Origin of the sequence: Salinigranum rubrum (assembly GCF_002906575.1) — an archaeon.
In the GTDB taxonomy this organism is placed as follows: Archaea; Halobacteriota; Halobacteria; order Halobacteriales; family Haloferacaceae; genus Salinigranum; species Salinigranum rubrum.
This window is the reverse complement of the sequence record NZ_CP026309.1, coordinates 1,286,337-1,304,897: the sequence shown is the minus strand read 5'-3', so window position 1 is coordinate 1,304,897 and position 18,561 is coordinate 1,286,337. Positions and strand designations below refer to the sequence as shown.

Sequence of the window (18,561 nt, the reverse complement as noted above, 5' to 3'; positions counted from 1 at the left end):
CCACACCGTGCCGGTCCCGAGCGGGACTAGAGGTCCATCGCCCCGTTGACGTCGATGACCTCCCCGGTGATGTAGGAAGCCTCCTCACTGGCGAGGAACTTGACGACGTGGGAGATGTCCTCGACCTCGGCGAACCGGCCCATCGGAATCTCTTCGAGGATGCGCTCTTGGATGTCCTCGCGGACCTCGTCGAGCATGTCCGTCCGGGTGAAGCCCGGCGCGACGGAGTTGACCGTCGCCCCCGAGGGAGCGAGTTCGAGCGCGAGCGTACGAGTGAAGCCGAAGATACCCGACTTCGCCGTGGCGTAGTTGGCCTGCCCGAAGTTCCCCTGCTTGCCGACGATGGAGGAGATGTTGATGAGTCGCCCCTGGTCGGACTCCTTGATGTCCTCGAAGAACACCTTCGACGCGTTGAACGTCCCGTTGAGGTTGACGTCGATGACCGTCTTCCACTCTTCGGGGCTCATCCGGGCGAACGTGGTGTCCTTCGTGATGCCGGCGTTGTTGATGAGGATGTCCACGGGGCCGAACGCGTCGTGGACCTCGTCGCGCATCTCCCCGACGGCCTCGTAGTCCGTGACGTCGGCCTGCGACGCGATGGTGTCCCCGCCGGCCTCGCGGATGGTCTCGACGACGTCCCGAGCCTCCTCCTTCGAGGAGCGGTAGTTGACGACGACGTTCGCGCCCTCGCCAGCCATCTCCTCCGCGATACCGCGGCCGATCCCCCTCGATGCACCCGTGATGACACAGGTTCTGTCTTCGAGTTTCATGTTCGAAGTGAGCGCCACGAGACGGACTGCCTGTCGACTCGATGACGTTGACTCACGGTTGATGACACTCGGAACCGAGGTATAATAGTTCAGGTCTCGAAGCCAGCGCGAGAAGGGGTGTCATCCGTGAGAAACGGTGACGTCCGGAGCGCGGGTTCGCGTCAGGCCGGCCGAGGAGTGGTCAGTCCGGGGAGTCGGCTCAGGACGTGAGTTCGGTCGCGTGGTCGACCCAGTCGGCGACCCGCGACGTCGAGACGTCGATTCGCTCCGCGAGCGTCTCGGGGTCGGCCGCCGCGAGTTCGGAGACGGTGCCGACGCCCGCCTCGCGGAGTCGGTCGGCGTAGGCCGGGCCGACGCCGCGAACCTGGTCGAGGTCCGTGTCGTCGAACGCCTCGGCTCCGCTCTCGTCGTCTTCGTCCTCCTCGCCGGCGTCGTCCTCGACGTGGACGGTCCCGTTCTCGGCGTCGACGGCCTCGTCGTCTCCGGCCTCGGGTCCGTCGACATCGATGTCGACCGCCTCGTCCGAGTCGTCGAGTCGGGAGCGCTCGGCGTACCACTCGGCGACGTTGGGCCAGAGGTTCGCGTGTGACTTGCTCGACACGGACAGTCCGATGTGGCCGGTCGACTCCTCCATCAGGGTCGCGTCGTCGGACGGGATGGCGTCGTTGAACGGCCGGGACGCCTCCGGCGGGATGAGGTGGTCGTACTGGCCGACGATTTGGAGGACGGGCATCGTGATCTCCCCGAGGTCGACGTGTTTGCCGTCCAGTTCGAGTTCGTTCTCGTACAGTTTGTTCCCCTGGTAGACGTCCTCGAGGAACTGGACGTACGTCGACCCGGCGAGGTCGATGCCGTCCGACAGCCAGCGCTCCATCCGGGCGAAGTTCTCCACGAAGTCCTCGTTCCCGAGGTTGTCGTACAGCGTGGTGTACTTCGAGACGTAGTTGTTGACCGGGTCCATGAGCGCGAAGCCGACGTCGAGGAACTCCGCGGGGACGTTCCCGAACGCACCCGTGACGTCGCGCGGCGAGTAGTACTCGTCGTCGCCCCACTCTTCGAGGATGCCCCCGGTGCCGGCGAAGCAGAGGCCCGCCGCCATCAGACCGAGGTTTCGGACCTTCTCGGGGTGCAGCGCCGCGTACATGACGCTCATCGTCCCGCCCATGCAGTAGCCTAAGAGGTTGATGGCGTCGACGCCCGCACGCTCGGCGACTTCGTCGACGCAGTTGTCGATGTAGCGGTTGACGTAGTCGTCGAGCGTCAGCGACTGGTCCAAGAGCGAGGGCTCGCCCCAGTCGATGAGGTAGACGTCGAACCCCGCCTCCAAGAGCCGTCGCACGACGGAACGGTCGGGCTGGAGGTCGAGGATGTACGGCCGGTTGATGAGCGCGTAGACGATGAGGATGGGGACGTCGTGGGTCTCCTCGGGCTCGATACCCGCGGCCTCGGCGTCGTATCGGAGGAGTTTGAGCTTGTTCTCCTCGTAGACGACCTCGCTCGGCGTCTCACCTACCTCGACCGAAGCCATCGTCTCGAGGCCCTCGGGCGCGGCCTCGGCCGTCTCGACGGCGTCGGTCCACGATTCGAGCATCTTCCGCTGTGCCTCGAACGGTGCGGTGAAGGGGTTCATTCTTCTTGCTCCAGGAGCTTGTCGAGCTTCTCCTCGATGGCGTGCTGGCGACGCTCGATCTCGACGAGGCGCTCGCCGACCTCGCGGACGTCGCCGGTCGTCGCGAAGCCCATCCCGTGGAGGGTGTCCTGGGCGGCCTCGTTCATCTGCGCCTGGAGGTCGAGGACGTCCTCGACGTTCTGGCCCGTCGCGGCGGCGAACGCCGTCGTCGACATCGACTCTTTGAACGCCCTGTTGGCGGCGTTGAACCAGATGTCGCGGAACTCCTCGGGATCGACGTCCTCGCCCTCGAGGGCGTCGCCGACGCGCTCGAAGGAGGACTCCGCGGCGTCCATCCACGCCTCGTAGGCGCGGACGGCACCCTCGGAGGCGTCGTCGAGACGCTCCTCGGACATGGCTTCCTCCATCGATTCCATCCACTGGTCGGCGAAGGCCGCCTGGGCGTCCAGGTTGCGCTTGAACGCCTCCGAGTACGTCTCTGAGAGCTGTTCGAAGAACGACTCCATGTTCGTTGCGTCGGTCATGTCGGATATGTCGTTAGCCATTGTCTGGTCTCAAATACGAAGAGCGGGTGGAAAAGCCGTCGGATTACTGCTCGACCGCGTCGGCGGCCTCTTCGGCGACTTCGGCGGCCTCGGCGTTGACCTGCAGGAGCGACTCGTACAGTTCGTCGACCATCTCGGCCTGCGCCTCGGTCAGTTCGTCGTAGGAGTCGACGGCGTCCTCGGCGGAGCGCTCGAACGCCTCCCAGGCGTCGTCGTGTGCCTCGTCGAGCGCCTCGTACTGCTCGTCGACCGCCGCGCGCAGGTCGGCGACGACGTCGGCGGGGAGCGTCTCCTCGACGGCGTCGAGGTTGGCGAGCGTCGCGCGCTTCGTCAGGTCGACGCCGCGCTTCTGGAGCGACTTCGTCGAATCGAAGCTCCCGAGGAAGGCGTCGGACGCGACCTGCTGGAGCTTCAGGGAGCTCTCGAACGCGGACTGGCTGGCTTCGATGTACGTGCGCTGCATGTCGAACATAGTGCTGAATGGGTTAGCGGACATGGTGGATCACCGGTTTCGTTTGACGGGGATGACGATAGCCTGGACGATGTCCCCTTCCTCGATATCGAGCGCCTCGCGCTCGGCGTCGGGAATGGAGATGCGGCCGCCGCTCTGGACGCGCGTCTTGAACATCGCGCTGCCCATACTCATCGCGTTTAGCTGCGAGAAACCGTCCATGCCACCGGAAGACGCCTGCATGAACTGCTTGAACAGCTCCTGCTGGCTCTTGGTGGCTTGCTGGGACGCCTCCTGCATCTGCTTCGCGAACGCGGCGGGCGACCACATGGGCGTTTCATCGTCCGGGTCGTCTGTCATCTCGTTCACTCCTTGTCCCCGTGAGTGGATAAAGTTTACTATTCTAACCATCTAATACCATTCAATGCCACCAGATGGTTCAGATGGGACGGCGCCGGACCGAACGGAAACGAATTTTCACAACTGTTATCAGTGTCGTAGACGTTCACACGGAGCATGGAATATAGCGCTATGGACGTGACGGCGCCAGTCCGCGGAATGACGTCCGCGTGGCTCAAGTCGTCCAGGCACGTCTCGAGGAGCTTCGTCCACATGTACTCGAGTGTCGCCGAGGCCAATCGAGCCATGCTGGCCCGTCAAAACGGCGCTAGCGGGGTACGCGAGCCCGAAGTCGATTCCGTCGCGTACACGGAGGAGTCGTGGTCGATGGAGCGGAGCGTCGACTCCGACGAGGAACTGGGCGTCGGCGACGTCGTCCGGTTCACGAAGCAAATCACCGAGGAGGACGTCCTGGCGTTCGCGGGCATCAGCGGCGACACCAACCGCCTCCACCTCGACGAGGAGTTCGCCGAGGAGACCCGGTTCGGCCGCCGAATCGTCCACGGCACCCTCGCGTCCGGTCTCATCAGTTCCGCCCTCGCGCGCCTGCCCGGGATGACGGTCTATCTCTCACAGGACCTCCGCTTCCTGAAGCCGGTCGACATCGGCTCGGAACTCACGGCGGTCGTCGAAATCGTCGAGGACCTCGGCGACCGCCGGTACCGACTCGACACCGTCGTGCAGACGGCGGACGAGACGACGGTCATCGACGGCGAGGCGGTCGTACTCATCGACCCCGCACCCGAGTCGGAGTAGCCGCGAACGGCGGCGCTGACGCCCGTGTCAGGCAATCTCTAGACGGCGAGTCGCGGACAGGGTCCGCCTCCGTCGGCGTGTTTAATGAACATTTAACACACTTCTCGCATCAGTAGAGAATCAGGGTAACGCTTTCATAGGTCGCCTCGCATTCACTGACTAGGGGACACCATCATGAACGCTATACACGGCGAGAGCGAGGCGCCTCGCGTCACGCTCTACGTCCGGGGGACATGTTCGGAGCCAACGACCAGCAGAACGCGGTCGTGGCTCGACTCCGCGAACTGGAGGACTCGGGTCGCATCGAGACGTACGACGTCTTCGTGTGGGACGGGCGCGTCCGACTGAACGGGGGCGAGGGTCGGACCCCGGCCGCCGTCACCGCGTACGAGGAGTTCGACTCGTGGGCCGACGCGACGGGCGTCGACATCGACCCGTTCTTCACCGTCCGCGAGCGCGAATCGTTCGTCGATGGCCTCGCGCGCGAACTCGTGTTGCCGGTGATGTGTCTGGAGGTGCGCGACGACGACGGAATCGAGACCGTCGCGCCAAATTTCGACGGTTCCGAGATAACGACCGTCCAGGACTGTCTCGACGAACTCGAAACGCTCGACGCCTCGCCGGAGTTGGTGGCGGCCGAGTGACCGACGGCACTGAACCACACCACCGCGACTCGTCTTTCGTCGTCGACGACTGTTCGTGAGCGAACCGCACCGCTCACTCGGTCGCCACGAACCTGAACCCGTCCCACTCTTGGCTGTCGGGATGCCGGATACCGGCGCCGGGTTCGCGGAGTTCCTCGCAGTACACCGCCTCGACTTCGTCGCCAATGTCGAGTTCCGACCCCTCCTCGACCTGACCGATGGCCCGGACGGGTTCGCCGTCGACGTCGAACTCGACGATAGCGATGGTGTTCGGCTGACGGACGCCCGGGGGCGTCGCCATCGACGTCGTCCACGTGACGACGGTCGCCGTGTACTGGCTCAGGTCGACCGTCCCTTCCGGCTCCGAACCGTCGGGGCCGACCGGGTGGCCGGGGTAGGTGATGCTCCCGTCGGAGTAGCGGTACGCCTCCATCTCGTGTGCGTTCGAGTTCGAATCGGACATCTCACTGACCCTCCAGAATCGTGGTGATGACGCAGTTCCCGAAGCCGCCGACGTTGCACGCGAGGCCGACGTCCGCGTCCAACTGCTGGGTGTCGGCGTCGCCGATGACCTGCTTGTAAATCTCGTACACCTGTGCGACCCCCGACGCGCCGAGGGGTGTCCCTTCGACTTCAGGCCGCCCGAGGGGTTGACCGGAATCTCGCCGTCGAGTTCGGTCTTCCCCTCCTCGATGGCCTTCCACCCCTCGCCCTTCTCGAAGAAGCCGAGGTCCTCCGACTGGAGGAACTCGAGGATGGTGAACATGTCGTGCAACTCGGCCACGTCGACGTCCTCTGGACCCATGTCTGCCATCTCGTAGGCGATGTCGGACGACTCGACGACGCCGCGCATCGTCGTCGGGTCCGCTCGCTCGTGGACGACGTGGGTGTCGGTAGCGCCGCCGACGCCGGCAACCACCGCGTACTCGTCGGTGTACTCCTCGGCGACCGACTCGGGGCAGAACAACAGCGCGGCGCTCCCATCGGTGATGGGACAGAAGTCGTACAGGCGGAGCGGGTCGGCGACGATGGGCGACTCCAGCACCGTTTCGAGCGAGACCTCCTTCTGGAACTGTGCGTGGGGGTTGTGGACGCCGTTCTTGTGGTTCTTGACGGCGACCTTCGCGAGCGACTCGCGGGGCGCGTCGTACTGGTCGAGATACAAGCGCGCCGTGAGCCCCGCGAACGACGGGAGCGTGAGCCCGTGTTTGTACTCGGCGGGGTGGGTGATAGAGGCGATGACGTCTGTGGCTTCGGCCGTCGAACAGTGGGTCATCTTCTCGCCGCCGACGAGCAGCGTCATATCGCTCGACCCCGACGCGACGGACTGGTACGCGGCGTAGACGCCGGCTCCTCCCGACGAGGAGGTCTGGTCGATCCGCTGGGTGTACGACGGCATCGCCGCGAGGTCGTGTGCCAGGTAGTTCATCGACCCCGTCTGCCCCTCGAACTCGCCGCTCGCCATGTTCGAGAGGTAGAGGTGGTCCACCTCGTCGGCTGAGACGCCCGCGTCCTCGAGACAGGCCTGCCCCGCCTCGGCGAGGAGTTCCTGCAGCCAGGCCTCCCGTTGCCCGAACTGGGTCATCGATGCGCCGATGATTGCAACGCGTTCCATACAGGACGACGAGTACAGTCCCGCTTACCTTTTTCCACTTCTCGCCTGAGTAACACTCCCACCCGGCCACGACGTTTTCAGACCTGTTAAGGCCACGGCGTCCCCGAGTCTCGGATATGGAGGTCGAAGACGTCGCGCCCCTCGTCGGCAGTGTCGCCTGTGGCGCCGTCGTCGCTGCGCTCGTCGCACCGTTCGTGCTCCTCTCGGACGTCGGAACCGAACTCGGGCTGTACTACGCCGCCGGCCCGGCCGGGGTGACCGCGCTCGGGTTCCTCGCACCCGTCGCCGTCGTCGTCTTCCTCGCGGGGCGGCGGGGACGGACGGACCCGGTGACCGCCGCCGGCCTGACGCTCGTTCTCGGCTTGGGCATGCTCGGTCTCGCCGCCTCGTGGGCGCTCGCCGTCGACCCGCAACTCGTGTTCAACTTCTCGGCCGCGTGGATGGGTAACCACCGGTGGGTCGTCCTCGGTGTCACCGCGCTCGTCCCGCTCAGTGCGGCCGCGTACGCCCGTGCCGTCCTCTGATTTGGGGGTTCCGAAACCGAGACGCAAGCCGAAAGGCCCTTATGTGGCACCGGGATAGGATGTGGTGGACTAGGCCGGGCAGTTAGGCCCTGCTCGTCACCCGTGAAATAGGTCTTCAGCGGGGGCCGAACCCGGAGGCGTCCGGTCAGACCGACACGGGCCCCGGGAGCCGACGTGGAAGCCTCGTCCGTCGGGGGCAGCGGCCCACGGGCCCCATCCGCAGGGGTGGTCGTCCGTGGTTCGTCGGTGAAATCGGGTCAGGCACGGAAGTGAGCAGCCCATCACCGGACGTGCGCCGCTCGACGGGGTGCGGGGTGGAGGAGGCAACCGGGACTACCCGTGTCGGAACGCCGGGCAATCCCGTCGTCCACCACTCATACTTCATCCTTCGACTTCGGACCCGACAGCCGTCGCTCAGAGCCTTCACTCGGTTCCCTCACCCCTCGCGCGAGTCGCTCGTTCGTTGCACTCACACGCCGACCGCAACAGGGCAGTGGCGCGTGACGGTGCGGCCTCCGTGCCGCATTCCCACGAGCAGAGCGAGTGGGAAGCCGCGAGGCCGGGGGTTTCGCCAGCCCTCACGCGCGAGGGATGAGGGCCACAGGGTACGAACGGCGTGAGTACCCGAGGACCGCAGTCAGCTGAGGGGCCTTCGTGAGGGAACCGAGCGAACGGCTCGGGGCAACGAAGTTGCTCCGGTGGGCGTGGCTGCGGGTCACCGCGCCCGTGTGTCGTGCGGTCTTCTCACCGTCGTCGGCCACGTCGTTCACACCGCCCCGTGTACCCGACGAGACACACAGTCACGGACCTACTCGATGACCGACTCACACCACTGCCTGTCCGACTCGACCTACGTCGTATCCAGGAGCCGCTGGACGTAGCCCGCCGCGTCGGGGTTCTGCCCGTACTCCTCGACCAGTTCGACGCGCGCCGACGCCGAGAGATGTCGCCGCAGGAGCGTCCTGAAGCGCTCGTCGTCGCGGAGCCGTCGGAGAAACAGCGTCTCGTCGTCGCGCAGCGCGTCTTCGACGACCGTGTCGAGGTCGGCGACGGTGACGCCCGACGCGTGCGGGAACGACGACGGCCGCCGCTCCGAGTAGATCAGGACGAGTTCCTGGTCACCACCGCGGCCGACGTCGACCCGGTGCGGCGTGTACGCCTGGATGGGGTCGACCTCAGCGGGGGACACGCCGTCGAGGACGAGCAGCGCGGACGTTCCCGTCCACGCGAGCGACGCACGCGTCTCCGCGTCGATGTCGTCCCAGTCGGTGGTGGTCGTCTCGTAGACGCGCACAGGGGTACATCGGCTCCCACACCGTATAGCTCTGTGCCCGTGCGGTCGGGCGTATCGGGGGAACCTGGGCGCCCCGAGGGCGGTCGGGGTGTCAGCTCGTGTGGTCACGGTTCGCGTTCTCGGACGACTCCGTGCTCGCGGCCGACTCACTCCCGTTCCCGTCGCTGTCTCTCTCTTCGCCCTGCCTCCTGTTCCCCCACCGGTCCGCTCCTCTGTCGTCGGCGCAGTCGGTGACTCGTCTCCGCTCGTGTCGGCTCTCTCCTCGTCGAACCCCTCGCCCCAGACGAACCCCTCGGCTTCGCCGTCCGGTGCGTGGTCGTGGTCGTGGTCGTCGTCGCCGTCGTGTGCTCGACCGCGGTCCGGTTCCCGCCCGGTCGCGTCACCCGTGGCGTCGGCGTTGGCGTGGGCCGACCGGTTGCGCCGCAGTCGTCGCGCTCGCCGGCGCTCGGCGAGCGCCTCCCGCAGTCGTTCGTCGAGTTCGGCGCGCAGGTCGTCGGCGACGGCGTCGTCGACGTCGACCGCCGCGGCGTCGCCGCCGGTGATGGAGAGCGACCCGGCCGTGTCGACCGTCACCGTCGCGAGGTTCCACCGCCGCTGGAACAGCGTGCGAGTGTCGATGACCGTCTGGATCCGGTCGTAGGGAACGACCTTCGTCTGTCGTTTCAACACGCCGTTGCGGGTGACGACGTGCTCGTCACCGAGCCAGTAGCCCCGGTGGGCCCACTTGAGGTGCGCCGCGGGCGGGATGACGAGGACGAGCGCCAGCGGGACGTACCACGGGAACGGGAGCGAACCGACGCCGACCGTGGGGGCGACCACGGCGTCGACGCCGAACAGGAGCCCCGTGAGCGCCCCGACGACGAGGAGGTAGCGGACGACGTAGCGGCGGCGAACCCGTTTCGGCGGGCGTTCGAGAGCGGGGTCGCCGAACTCGTCGATGGCGTTGGCGAGTTCGAAGACGCGGTCGCGTTCGGCCAGCGGGACCGCGGCCTCGGAGCCGCGACCCCGCCCGACGACTGACCGGGCGCGTAGCCCGCCGTCTCGATGAGCAGCGTCGCGTACCCGAACGCTCGTTTGAGGGGGGTCCTCGACGGTGAGCGTCTGGACCTTGTCGAAGGGGATGGAGCCGTCGTACCGCTGGAGCAACCCGCGCTCGTACTGGAGTTCGTCGCCCGCGCGCACGAGGTGGAAGTCGTAGTAGTTGACGACGGCGGCGACGGCGCCGGCGGCCCACGAGAAGAGGAAGACGCCGACGACGAGCAACGCGAGGAACGCCGCGATGGGCAGCGGTCCGGGCCGGGGGAGCATGGAGGAGACGACCGGGACCGACCCCGACAGCAGCAGCGCGAGCACGCCCGGAACTCTGAAATCGAACGAGAGAAGGCCGACGAGCGTGAGTTCGCGCTCCGAGAGCGCGAACAGTTCGGTCGACGGTTCCGGTTCGGCGGGCTCTTCTTCGGTGCCGCGTTTCATCCGGGGGACCTCCCGCTGGAGCCGTTTCGCCTCCTCGAACGAGACGAACCGCAGCGAGGCTTCGGTCTCGCTGCCGCCGGCGGTCTCGAAGTCGACCGCGGCGATGCCGAGGACGCGCTGGACGACGTTGCGCGAGATGTCGACGTTCTGTATCCGCCGGAGAGGAATCTCGCGGTCGCGCCGGGCGAACACCCCCGAGTGGATGTCGAACGTATCGGCGGTGAGTTCGTACTCGTACCGCTGGTAGTACGCCACCTCGTAGCCGACGAGGAGCAGGACACCGACGCCGAGCAACGCGAACAGCGACAGCGGTCCGGCCAGTCCGTCGAGCATCGACCCGCCCGAGAAGACGATGAACGCCGCCGCGACGAGGAGGCTCCCACCGCGTTCGAGCACGCGGTACGGAACCGAGAGCGGGGAGAGCTTCATGGCTAGACCGCGTCGTCGCCCTCCGCGCGGATGGCGAGGCGTTTCAGCCGTTCGCGCAGGTCGTCGGCGGCCGTCGGGGTGAGCCCGGGCACCGTGACGTCCGCGCCGCGCGACCCGGCGGTGTAGACGACGACCCGCCCCAGTCCGACGGCGCGCTCGACGGGGCTGCGCGAGGAGTCGACGTGCTGGATGCGGACGAATGGGACCACGGTTCGAACGCGCGTGAGGACGCCGCGTTCGAGGTAGATGGAGTCGTCGCGCACCTCGTAGCGCCACGAGCGGTAGCGGAGGAGGGCGTGGACGACCCCGAGGAGGAGGACGACGCCCGCGAGCGCGACGACCTCGCGGGGGACGAACGGGAGAAAGCGCGCGGCGAGCGCGAGAATCGTCCCGAGGACGGCGGCGCTGACGACGGAGCGGGCGGCCCAGACGAGTCGGACGCGCGGATTGAGGCGGTTCATGGACATCGGTCTGAAGAGAGGGACGGATACGTGGACGGAAAGAGAGAGGGCGCTCGCTGACGGACCGGTCTCATGTCCACCCCTCCGAGGTGGCGAGGTAAGAAGGTGCGGTCTCTCGATGTAATCGCGTGTGGATCGGTGAGGTGGTGATTGCTGAGAACAGGGTGGCCGCGCGGGACACGGACGCGGTGGACCGCAGCCTCACCCACCGGAGCAACAGAGTTGCTCCGCGCCGTTCGCTCGTGACACTCGCTCTCACGCCCAACCACACAGGAGAAGTGATGGCGTGTGACGGTGCGGCCGTCGCGCCGCTGTCGCTGCTCGCGAACGACATCCGGACGGATGCGTCCGCGAACCGAACACGGTATCGGACCACCGGACGTTTTGTACCCCCTCCGCTATCCCCGAAATATGCATCCACGCGCGGCCGAGTTCACGGAGCAAGCGAGAGAGCAGTACGGTGTCGACCTCGCCGTCGAGGAGTTCCCCGAGGGAACCAAAACAGCCGCCGACGCCGCCGCGGCCGTCGGCTGTGACGTCGCACAGATCGCCAGCAGCCTCGCGTTCAGGGCGGGCTCTGAACTCGTCGTGGTCGTCACCAGCGGCGCGAACCGCGTGAGCGAGGCGCGACTCGCCGACCACCTCGGCGTCGAGAGCGGCGAAGTCGAGATGGCCGACCCCGACCGCATCTCGGAGAGCCTTGGGTGGTCCATCGGCGGCGTCCCGCCCTTCTGTCACGCGTCCGACGTCACCGTCCTGTTCGACGAGACGCTCCTCTCCTTCGAGACGGTGTGGGCCGCCGCGGGCACGCCCGCGGCCGTCTTCCCGATGGCACCCGACGAGATCAGACGGCTCGCGGACGCCCGGGTCGTCGACGTGACCGGCTGAAATCCGGTAACCCGGGTGCGAAGACCAGAAAACACATCCCCCGCCTGTGACAATCGCGGGACGTGTCCCCCCGCCTGCCCCCTCCGTCCACCTCCAGCGCCACCTCCAGACGAGGGTTTCTCGCACTGGCGACCGCGGCGCTCGCCGGCACGAGCGGCTGCGCGTCGGTGCCGAACGGCCCGCTCCCCTCCGTCGCGGTCCGCGTCCGAACCCGCTCCCTGTCGACCCCGACTGTCGAGACAAGCGTCCCGGTGTTCGAGAGCCACGTCGACGCGTACCGCGCGCGACTCGAACGGGCCGTCCCCGCCGCCGAACGGCGATGGGACGACATCGACCCCGCCGACCTGCCCGACTTCCCCGCCTACACCCACGACGACGTCGAGGACGCGAGCGACTTCCTCCGGAGGCTGGACTCGAAGCCGCGGAACTCCGACACGGTCGAGGAGGCGATGTGGCGCGTCGACGACGCCGTCGGCGCGCTCGCGTACGCGACGGCGCTCGACGGGTCGTTCGACGTCAGCGCGCTCTACCGGGAGGCGCGTGCAACGCTCGACGAGTTCGCGTCGCTCGCCGTCGACCACGCCTGCGTCGACCCCGCGCGGTACCTCCCGTACGCCCGCCGAATCGACCACCAGCGCTGGTGGGGCGAGCGTGACGCCGACGCGGTCGTTCCCGGCGGCGAGGTTCGGTCGGGGCGGACCGCTCGACGGTCGGTGGAAAAGCGTCGCTGGCCGGCCAGCACGCGAAGGCGCGCGCTCGCCTCCTCGACGTCCGCCAGTACCGCGCCATTGCCCGGAAACAGCCGCTCGGAGACGGCGACGTCGAGGGAGAGCGCCGACCGTTCGCCGAGACCCTCGTCGGAAACGTCGAGGAACTCGTCTCGCGCCTGGACCCGCTCGTCGACCGGTTCGAGACGTTCGAGGAGGAACACGAGTCGTACCCCGAGGCGTTCGCCAACGGCGTCTGGGGCCGGGGGATGCGCGGACGCAACGAGACGCGCGAGGGTGCGTACCGCGCCGCGAACGGCTACCCCGCGTTCGGCGCGGCGAAGGCTTCGGAAGGGTTCGTCCACGCCCACGCCTTCGTCGACGCGCTGGAGACGCTCGACCCCCAGTCGCCCCCCGACGCCGACGCGGTGTTCGGGGAGAAGCGCGCGGCGCGGGCGGCGGTGCGCGAGCGACTCGACGCGACTCCGTCTCCGTTCGTCCGCGACCACCTCCGACACGCGCTCGCGGCCGTCGAGAGCGGCGACATCACCCTGGAGTACTTTGGCCGGCACGACGACGTCGACCCCGCCCGGGCGTACACCGAGGCGTGGGTCGACTACCACGCGGCGCGGGTCTCGGCCGCCCGCGCGAACGAGGTGGCGGCCGTTCTCACCCGGCGGTAACCACGGCCGGACTTTTGCGCACTGGGGGTCAACGGAAGCGTATGAACACGAGCGCGAACGGCGGGCCGGAGTCGGTCGAGGGCGACAGCGACGACACGAGCGGGGGCGAGTACAGGGACGAGGAGACCCTCCGCCTGTGGCTCGTCGAACGGACGTACTCGGACGACGAGCAGAACATCATCATCCTGGTGTACGCGACGCCCGACGGGGAGCGGTACTTCCGGAAGGAGCGCGCGCTGGTGAGTTTCTCCGATCACCGCGACACCACGGCCGCTATCGACGTCGCTCCCGACGCGGTTGGACGCGTCGACGACCCGGAGACGCGCGAGCGCTACGCGGCCGAGGCGAAACGCGTCCGAGCGGCGAACGACCCGGGCGACCTCGTGTGAGCCGCGGCTCTCAGCGAGCGAGAAGACGCGGCGGTTTTAATTCCGTCCCGAGTGACCTCTGAAGCGATGGGAGAGCTAGCTGCACTGTTTGCCCCCGAACGCGTCGCCGTCGTCGGCGCCACGGACCGCGAGGGGTCGGTCGGCCGCGCCATCACGGAGAACCTCCTCGCCGACTTCGAGGGGACGGTCGTTCCCGTGAACCCGAAGCGCGACGAGGTGCTCGGCCGCCCCTGCGTCGCCTCGATGAAAGAGGCCGACGCCGACCTCGCCGTGGTCGTCGTCCCTCCGTCCGTCGCCGTCGAAGTCGTCCGCGAGGCGGGCGAGAGCGGCGTCCAGCACGTCGTCGTCATCACCGCCGGATTCGGCGAGACGGGCAGCGACGGCGCCGCGCGCGAAGAGGAACTGCGAAGCGTCGCCGAGGAGTACGACCTGAACCTCGTCGGTCCGAACTCCCTCGGCGTGCTGTCCACACGACGCGGGATGAACGCGACGTTCGGCCCGGACAACGCCCTGCCGGGCCGGATGTCGTTCATGTCCCAGTCGGGCGCGTTCATCACGGCCGTCCTCGACTGGGCCAACGACCAGGGTATCGGCTTCAAAGACGTCGTCTCCTTGGGAAACAAGGCGGTCCTCGACGAGGCGGACTTCGTGAGCGAGTGGGGTGACGACCCCGAGACGGACGTGATAATCGGGTACCTCGAAGGCATCGAAGAGGGGAGGAAGTTCATCGACACCGCCCGCGAGGTGACACAGGAGACGCCCGTGGTGCTCGTCAAATCGGGGCGGACCGACGCGGGCGCGCAGGCCGCCTCCTCGCACACCGGGACGCTCGCCGGCAGCGAGCAGGCGTACGAGACCGGACTGGACCAGGCGGGCGTCATCCGCGCCGACTCGGTCCAGGAACTGTTCGACGCCGCGCGCGTCCTCGAATCACAGCCGCTCCCCGAGAACGACGAGGTGGCCATCATCACGAACGCCGGCGGCCCCGGCGTCATGTCGACGGACGCCGTCGGCGATTCGCGGCTGGGAATGGCCTCCTTCTCCGAGGAAACGCTCGACGCCTTCTCGGAGTCGCTCCCCGAGGAGGGGAACATCTACAACCCCGTCGACATCGTCGGCGACGCCGACAACGCGAGATTCGAAGAGGCGCTCGACGTCGCGCTGGGGGACGAGAACGTCGGCTGCGTGCTCGTCCTCTCGTGTCCGACGGCGGTGCTGGACTACGAACAACTCGCCCGCGACACCGTCTCGCTGCAGGAGGAGCACGGAAAGCCCGTCGCCGCCTGTTTCATGGGCGGGGCCCGCGTCGAGGCGGCTGCCGACGTCCTCGAGGAGGCGGGTATCCCCAACTACTTCGACCCGGCCCGCGCCGTCGAGGGCCTCGACGCGCTCGTCCGGTTCAAGGAGATTTCGCGCCGCGAGTACGACGACCCCACGACGTTCGACGTCGACCGCGAGGTGGCCCGGGAGATTCTCGGGCGGGCCGTCGAGCGCGACGAGCCCCGGATGGGCGTCGAGGCGATGGACCTCCTCGACGCGTACGGGATTCCCATTCCGGAGGGCGGCATCGCGACCGACCCGACGGAGGCGCTGAGCCTCGCCGAACCCATCGACGGCGACGTCGTGATGAAAATCGTCTCGCCCGACATCCTCCACAAGTCCGACATCGGCGGCGTCCGCGTCGGCGTCCCGAACGAGGAGGTGTACGACGCCTACGAGGACCTCGTCACGAGAGCGCGGAACTACCAGCCCGACGCCGAGATACTCGGCGTACAGGTCCAGGAGATGGTCGACCTCGATTCCGGGGTGGAGACCATCGTCGGCATGAACCGCGACCCGCAGTTCGGCCCGCTCATGATGTTCGGCCTCGGCGGCATCTTCGTCGAGGTGCTGGAGGACACGACGTTCCGCGTCGCACCAGTGACAGAAACGGAAGCCGACGAGATGACCGGCGAGATAAACGCCGCGCCGCTCCTCAGAGGCGCCCGCGGACGGGACCCCGTCGACGTCGACGCCGTCGCCGAAACGATCCAGCGCCTCTCACAGCTGGTGACCGACTTCCCCGCCATCCTCGAACTCGACATCAACCCGCTCGTGGCGATGCCCGGCGGGGCACAGGCGGTCGACGTTCGGCTCACCGTCGACCTCGACGAACTCGACGTCGAAGAACCGAAAGAGAAGACCCTCACGGAGCCCGACCAATGACCCAGACACTACTCGTCACCTCGACCGGAGAGAGCACAGGCAAGACGGCCATCACCCTCGCGCTCGGCCTCCTCGCGAAGGAGCGCGGCCACGACGTCGGTTACATGAAGCCGAAGGGGACGCGCCTGCAGTCGAACGTCGGCAAGACGCTCGACCGCGACCCGATGCTCGCGCGCGACCTCCTCGACCTCGACTCGGAGATGCACCAGATGGAGCCCATCGTCTACTCGCCGACGTTCGTCCAGGGCGCCATCCGCGGCCAGGAGGAACCAGAGGCCCTCGCCGACAACGTCCGCGAGCAGTACGACGCCATCGCCGAGGGGAAGGACCTCGTCCTCGTCGAGGGCGGCGGTCACTACACCGTCGGCGGCATCGTGGACCTCACCGACCCGCAGGTCGCCGACCTCCTCGACGCACGGGTGCTTCTCGTCGCCGACTACGCCGACCCGGGTGACCTCGACAGCGTCCTCGCGGCCGCGGACGACATCGGCGCTCGCCTGGAGGGCGTCCTGTTCAACCGCGTCGGCGACTCGGCGTACGACGAACTCGAAAACGACGTCGTCCCGTTCCTCGAATCGCGCGGCGTTCCCGTCGTCGGTATCGTGCCGCGCGTGCAGGACCTGGCGGGCGTCACCGTCGCCGACCTCGCCTCGGAACTCGGAGCCGAAATCGTCAACGACGCCCCGACCGACGCGTTCGTCGAGCGCTTCCTCGTCGGGGCGATGGGCGGCGACGAGGCGCTCCGCTACTTCCGGCGGACGAAGGACGCCGCGGTCATCACCGGCGGCGACCGCGCGGAGATTCACACGGCCGCGCTGGAGGCGCCGGGCGTGAAGTGCCTGCTCCTCACCGGCGCACACCGCCCGCCGGGTGCGGTCATCGGCAAGGCCGAACAGAAAGGCGTGCCCGTCCTGATGGTCAGCGGCGACACGCTGTCGGTCGTCGAGCGCTGTGAGGACGTCGTCCACAGCGGGCGGACCCGCGACGCGGAGACGGTCGAGCGGATGCGCACGCTCCTGTTCGAGCACGCCGACGTCGACTCGCTCGTCGGAGACGAGGGCGGCGGCAAGGGCGAGGGAGAAGGCGAGGCGTAACCGGGCGTCAGTCGAGCAGTAGTCGCACCGCGTCCGAGAGCCCCGCCACCCGCGCCGCGTGCTCCCACGACTCCTCGCGGATGCCGTTCGTGACGTACGCGAAGCCGACGTTCGAATCGAGGTCGGCCCAGCCGAAGACGCTCCCGAGCCCCGCGTGGCCGACCATCCGTTCGTGGCTGGCCGAGCCGAACATGTCGTTCGCGAGGCCGCCCGTCCAGAAGCCGAGCGCGTACCGCGCCGGCCGCGAGAGCGTCCCGTCGCTGTCCGTCTCGGCGTGCGTCCGCGTCGCCTCCGCGACCGTTTCGTCTTCGAGGAGCCGTGTCCCCTCCAACGCGCCACCGTTCGCGATACAGGCGTAGAAACGCGCCATGTCGCGGGCGGTCCCGACGCCGTTCGCGGCCGGGATGACGGCGCGGTGGACCGCCTCCTCGTTGAACGCCGCCGCGGATTCCGACGCCGGGATGCCGAGTCCCTCGCCGGGGTCGCGGCAGCGGTCGAAGACTTCGAACCCCGAGAGCAGCGCGACGTCGTCCTCCTCGCCCTCGCGCAGGCCGATGGCGGTCCGGTCCATGTCCAGCGGGTCGAACACGTGCTCCTGAACGTACTCGTCGACGGGTTGGCCGCTCGCCCTTCGAATCAACTCGCCGACGAGCCAGCCGTAGGTGAACGTGTGGTACGCGGGCTGCTCGCCCGGCGAAAACTGCGGCTCGACGGCCTCCATCGCCTCGACGACCGCGTCCCAGTCGCCCCACTTTGCGGGCTGCTGATCGAGGTCGCTCGCCGGAACCCCCGCCGTGTGGCTCAGCACCTGCCGAACGGTTATCTCGGCCTTCTCGCCGCCGTCGGCGAACTCGGGCCAGTGGTCGACGACCCGGTCGTCGTAGTCGAGTTCGCCGGCTTCGACGAGTTGGTGGAGACCGACGCCCGCGTAGGGCTTCGTACACGAGAAGACGAGGTGTCGCGTGTCCGGGGTGGTGTCGTTCCCACGGCCGTCGGTGCCGCCTGCGACGTCGACGGCGAGTTCCCCGTCGACGTAGACGGCCAACTGCGCCCCCTCGTGGAGGCCGACGTCGAGTTGTCTGTCGAACGCCGCACGGAGTCGCTCGCGGTCTTCGGAACTGAGTCGAGCCATGCCCTCAGACACACACGCCGAGACGCCGAGAGTGTTTGGGCGGGGTCACATCGCGGTTCGAGGCCCCGGGGGCGTCACGGCTCTCCGCACTGATAGCCCGGACGGCAGGTTAAACCCCCTCGGTATCGCGGTCGACAACCTCATCGAGAACGCCGTCGCTCTCGCCGACCATCGAGGTGACCGTTCGCCGCGACGAACGGGAGGAGCGGATCGAAGTCGTCGCCGACAACGGGCCGGGCATCCCACGACAGGAGCGGGACGTGCTGGTCGACGGGCGGGAGACGCCGCTCGAACACGGCAGCGGCAGCGGCTTCTGACGCGTCAACTGGATCGTCTCCGAGTCGATGGGGACCGTCTCGCTCGGCGAGCGCGACCCGACCGGCAGCGTCGTCACCCTCCGCCTCCCGCTCGCCGAGTCAGTCGAGTGAGAACCGCCCGGGGCCGTCGCCGAAGCGACGAGCCCGAACGCGTC

19 protein-coding genes, 1 other RNA gene and 1 pseudogene are annotated in these 18,561 nt (G+C 67.9%); 10 read left to right on the top strand and 11 right to left on the bottom strand.

The window, feature by feature from the left end; genetic code table 11:
• Positions 1-26 precede the first annotated feature (26 nt).
• The 5 genes from C2R22_RS06420 to C2R22_RS06400 all read right to left on the bottom strand — a co-directional run bounded on the left by C2R22_RS06420 (position 27) and on the right by C2R22_RS06400 (position 3,756).
• Positions 27-770, bottom strand: a complete 744-nt coding sequence (locus C2R22_RS06420) for a beta-ketoacyl-ACP reductase (protein WP_103427592.1) — start codon at positions 768-770, stop codon at positions 27-29.
• Positions 771-969: 199 nt separating this feature from the next.
• Positions 970-2,400 carry a class III poly(R)-hydroxyalkanoic acid synthase subunit PhaC gene (phaC, locus tag C2R22_RS06415; protein WP_103425028.1) on the bottom strand — a complete coding sequence of 477 codons (1,431 nt, stop codon included), beginning with the start codon at positions 2,398-2,400 and terminating at the stop codon, positions 970-972.
• Positions 2,397-2,945 (bottom strand): poly(R)-hydroxyalkanoic acid synthase subunit, encoded by a 549-nt coding sequence (locus C2R22_RS06410; RefSeq protein WP_103425027.1) that lies wholly within the window; start codon positions 2,943-2,945, stop codon positions 2,397-2,399. The genes phaC and C2R22_RS06410 overlap by 4 nt, the downstream gene beginning before the upstream one ends.
• 43 nt (positions 2,946-2,988) lie before the next feature.
• Entirely contained in the window at positions 2,989-3,441 is a 453-nt protein-coding gene (locus C2R22_RS06405) for a hypothetical protein (protein ID WP_103425026.1), read from the bottom strand.
• A gap of 6 nt (positions 3,442-3,447) precedes the next feature.
• Positions 3,448-3,756 carry an AbrB/MazE/SpoVT family DNA-binding domain-containing protein gene (locus C2R22_RS06400; RefSeq protein ID WP_103425025.1) on the bottom strand — a complete coding sequence of 103 codons (309 nt, stop codon included), beginning with the start codon at positions 3,754-3,756 and terminating at the stop codon, positions 3,448-3,450.
• A 252-nt stretch (positions 3,757-4,008) separates the two neighbouring features.
• On the opposite strand from C2R22_RS06400, the gene C2R22_RS06395 reads away from it, so the two are divergent.
• Positions 4,009-4,551 carry a MaoC family dehydratase gene (locus C2R22_RS06395; RefSeq protein WP_245902902.1) on the top strand — a complete coding sequence of 181 codons (543 nt, stop codon included), beginning with the start codon at positions 4,009-4,011 and terminating at the stop codon, positions 4,549-4,551.
• 233 nt (positions 4,552-4,784) lie between these two features.
• Positions 4,785-5,195 carry an HTH domain-containing protein gene (locus C2R22_RS06390; protein WP_103425023.1) on the top strand — a complete coding sequence of 137 codons (411 nt, stop codon included), beginning with the start codon at positions 4,785-4,787 and terminating at the stop codon, positions 5,193-5,195.
• 73 nt (positions 5,196-5,268) lie between these two features.
• Here the strand turns inward: C2R22_RS06390 and C2R22_RS26865 are convergent, their stop codons facing one another.
• Entirely contained in the window at positions 5,269-5,628 is a 360-nt protein-coding gene (locus tag C2R22_RS26865) for an OB-fold domain-containing protein (protein ID WP_216824835.1), read from the bottom strand.
• A 31-nt stretch (positions 5,629-5,659) separates the two neighbouring features.
• Positions 5,660-6,810 (bottom strand): annotated as a pseudogene (locus C2R22_RS06380) (thiolase family protein).
• A 116-nt stretch (positions 6,811-6,926) separates the two neighbouring features.
• On the opposite strand from C2R22_RS06380, the gene C2R22_RS06375 reads away from it, so the two are divergent.
• Together C2R22_RS06375 and ffs are read left to right on the top strand one after the other, a co-directional pair.
• Positions 6,927-7,334, top strand: a complete 408-nt coding sequence (locus tag C2R22_RS06375) for a DUF7548 family protein (protein ID WP_103425021.1) — start codon at positions 6,927-6,929, stop codon at positions 7,332-7,334.
• Between the two features lie 62 nt (positions 7,335-7,396).
• An RNA gene (gene ffs, locus C2R22_RS06370) (signal recognition particle sRNA) lies at positions 7,397-7,707 on the top strand.
• Between the two features lie 477 nt (positions 7,708-8,184).
• Here ffs and C2R22_RS27390 read toward each other — a convergent pair.
• Positions 8,185-10,530, bottom strand: coding sequence for a PH domain-containing protein (locus tag C2R22_RS27390; RefSeq protein WP_394342384.1), 2,346 nt, complete (start codon positions 10,528-10,530; stop codon positions 8,185-8,187).
• A 2-nt stretch (positions 10,531-10,532) separates the two neighbouring features.
• Positions 10,533-10,997 (bottom strand): PH domain-containing protein, encoded by a 465-nt coding sequence (locus C2R22_RS06360; RefSeq protein WP_173862781.1) that lies wholly within the window; start codon positions 10,995-10,997, stop codon positions 10,533-10,535.
• A 405-nt stretch (positions 10,998-11,402) separates the two neighbouring features.
• Here C2R22_RS06360 and C2R22_RS06355 point away from each other — a divergent pair, with 405 nt between their 5' ends.
• On the top strand, positions 11,403-11,879 hold the full coding sequence (locus C2R22_RS06355) for a YbaK/EbsC family protein (protein ID WP_103425020.1): 477 nt from the start codon (positions 11,403-11,405) through the stop codon (positions 11,877-11,879).
• Between the two features lie 526 nt (positions 11,880-12,405).
• Here C2R22_RS06355 and C2R22_RS06350 read toward each other — a convergent pair.
• Positions 12,406-12,810, bottom strand: coding sequence for a hypothetical protein (locus tag C2R22_RS06350; protein WP_103425019.1), 405 nt, complete (start codon positions 12,808-12,810; stop codon positions 12,406-12,408).
• A 45-nt stretch (positions 12,811-12,855) separates the two neighbouring features.
• Here C2R22_RS06350 and C2R22_RS06345 point away from each other — a divergent pair, with 45 nt between their 5' ends.
• From C2R22_RS06345 to C2R22_RS06330, 4 genes are all read left to right on the top strand, one after another.
• Positions 12,856-13,269 carry a hypothetical protein gene (locus tag C2R22_RS06345; RefSeq protein ID WP_103425018.1) on the top strand — a complete coding sequence of 138 codons (414 nt, stop codon included), beginning with the start codon at positions 12,856-12,858 and terminating at the stop codon, positions 13,267-13,269.
• 41 nt (positions 13,270-13,310) lie between these two features.
• On the top strand, positions 13,311-13,658 hold the full coding sequence (locus C2R22_RS06340; RefSeq protein ID WP_245902900.1) for a hypothetical protein: 348 nt from the start codon (positions 13,311-13,313) through the stop codon (positions 13,656-13,658).
• Positions 13,659-13,724: 66 nt separating this feature from the next.
• The gene (locus C2R22_RS06335) at positions 13,725-15,863 is read left to right on the top strand and encodes an acetate--CoA ligase family protein (protein WP_103425017.1); all 2,139 of its coding nucleotides are present in this window, start codon (positions 13,725-13,727) and stop codon (positions 15,861-15,863) included.
• Complete coding sequence (locus C2R22_RS06330) at positions 15,860-16,957, top strand: phosphotransacetylase family protein (RefSeq protein WP_103425016.1); 1,098 nt, start codon at positions 15,860-15,862, stop codon at positions 16,955-16,957. Before C2R22_RS06335 ends, C2R22_RS06330 begins: the two co-directional genes overlap by 4 nt.
• 7 nt (positions 16,958-16,964) lie before the next feature.
• On the opposite strand, the gene C2R22_RS06325 is transcribed toward C2R22_RS06330, so the two are convergent.
• On the bottom strand, positions 16,965-18,089 hold the full coding sequence (locus C2R22_RS06325) for a serine hydrolase domain-containing protein (RefSeq protein WP_103425015.1): 1,125 nt from the start codon (positions 18,087-18,089) through the stop codon (positions 16,965-16,967).
• A 176-nt stretch (positions 18,090-18,265) separates the two neighbouring features.
• Here C2R22_RS06325 and C2R22_RS24935 point away from each other — a divergent pair, with 176 nt between their 5' ends.
• A complete protein-coding gene (locus C2R22_RS24935) occupies positions 18,266-18,406 on the top strand; it encodes a hypothetical protein (protein WP_162562404.1) in 141 nt (46 codons plus the stop codon).
• Positions 18,407-18,561 lie beyond the last annotated feature (155 nt).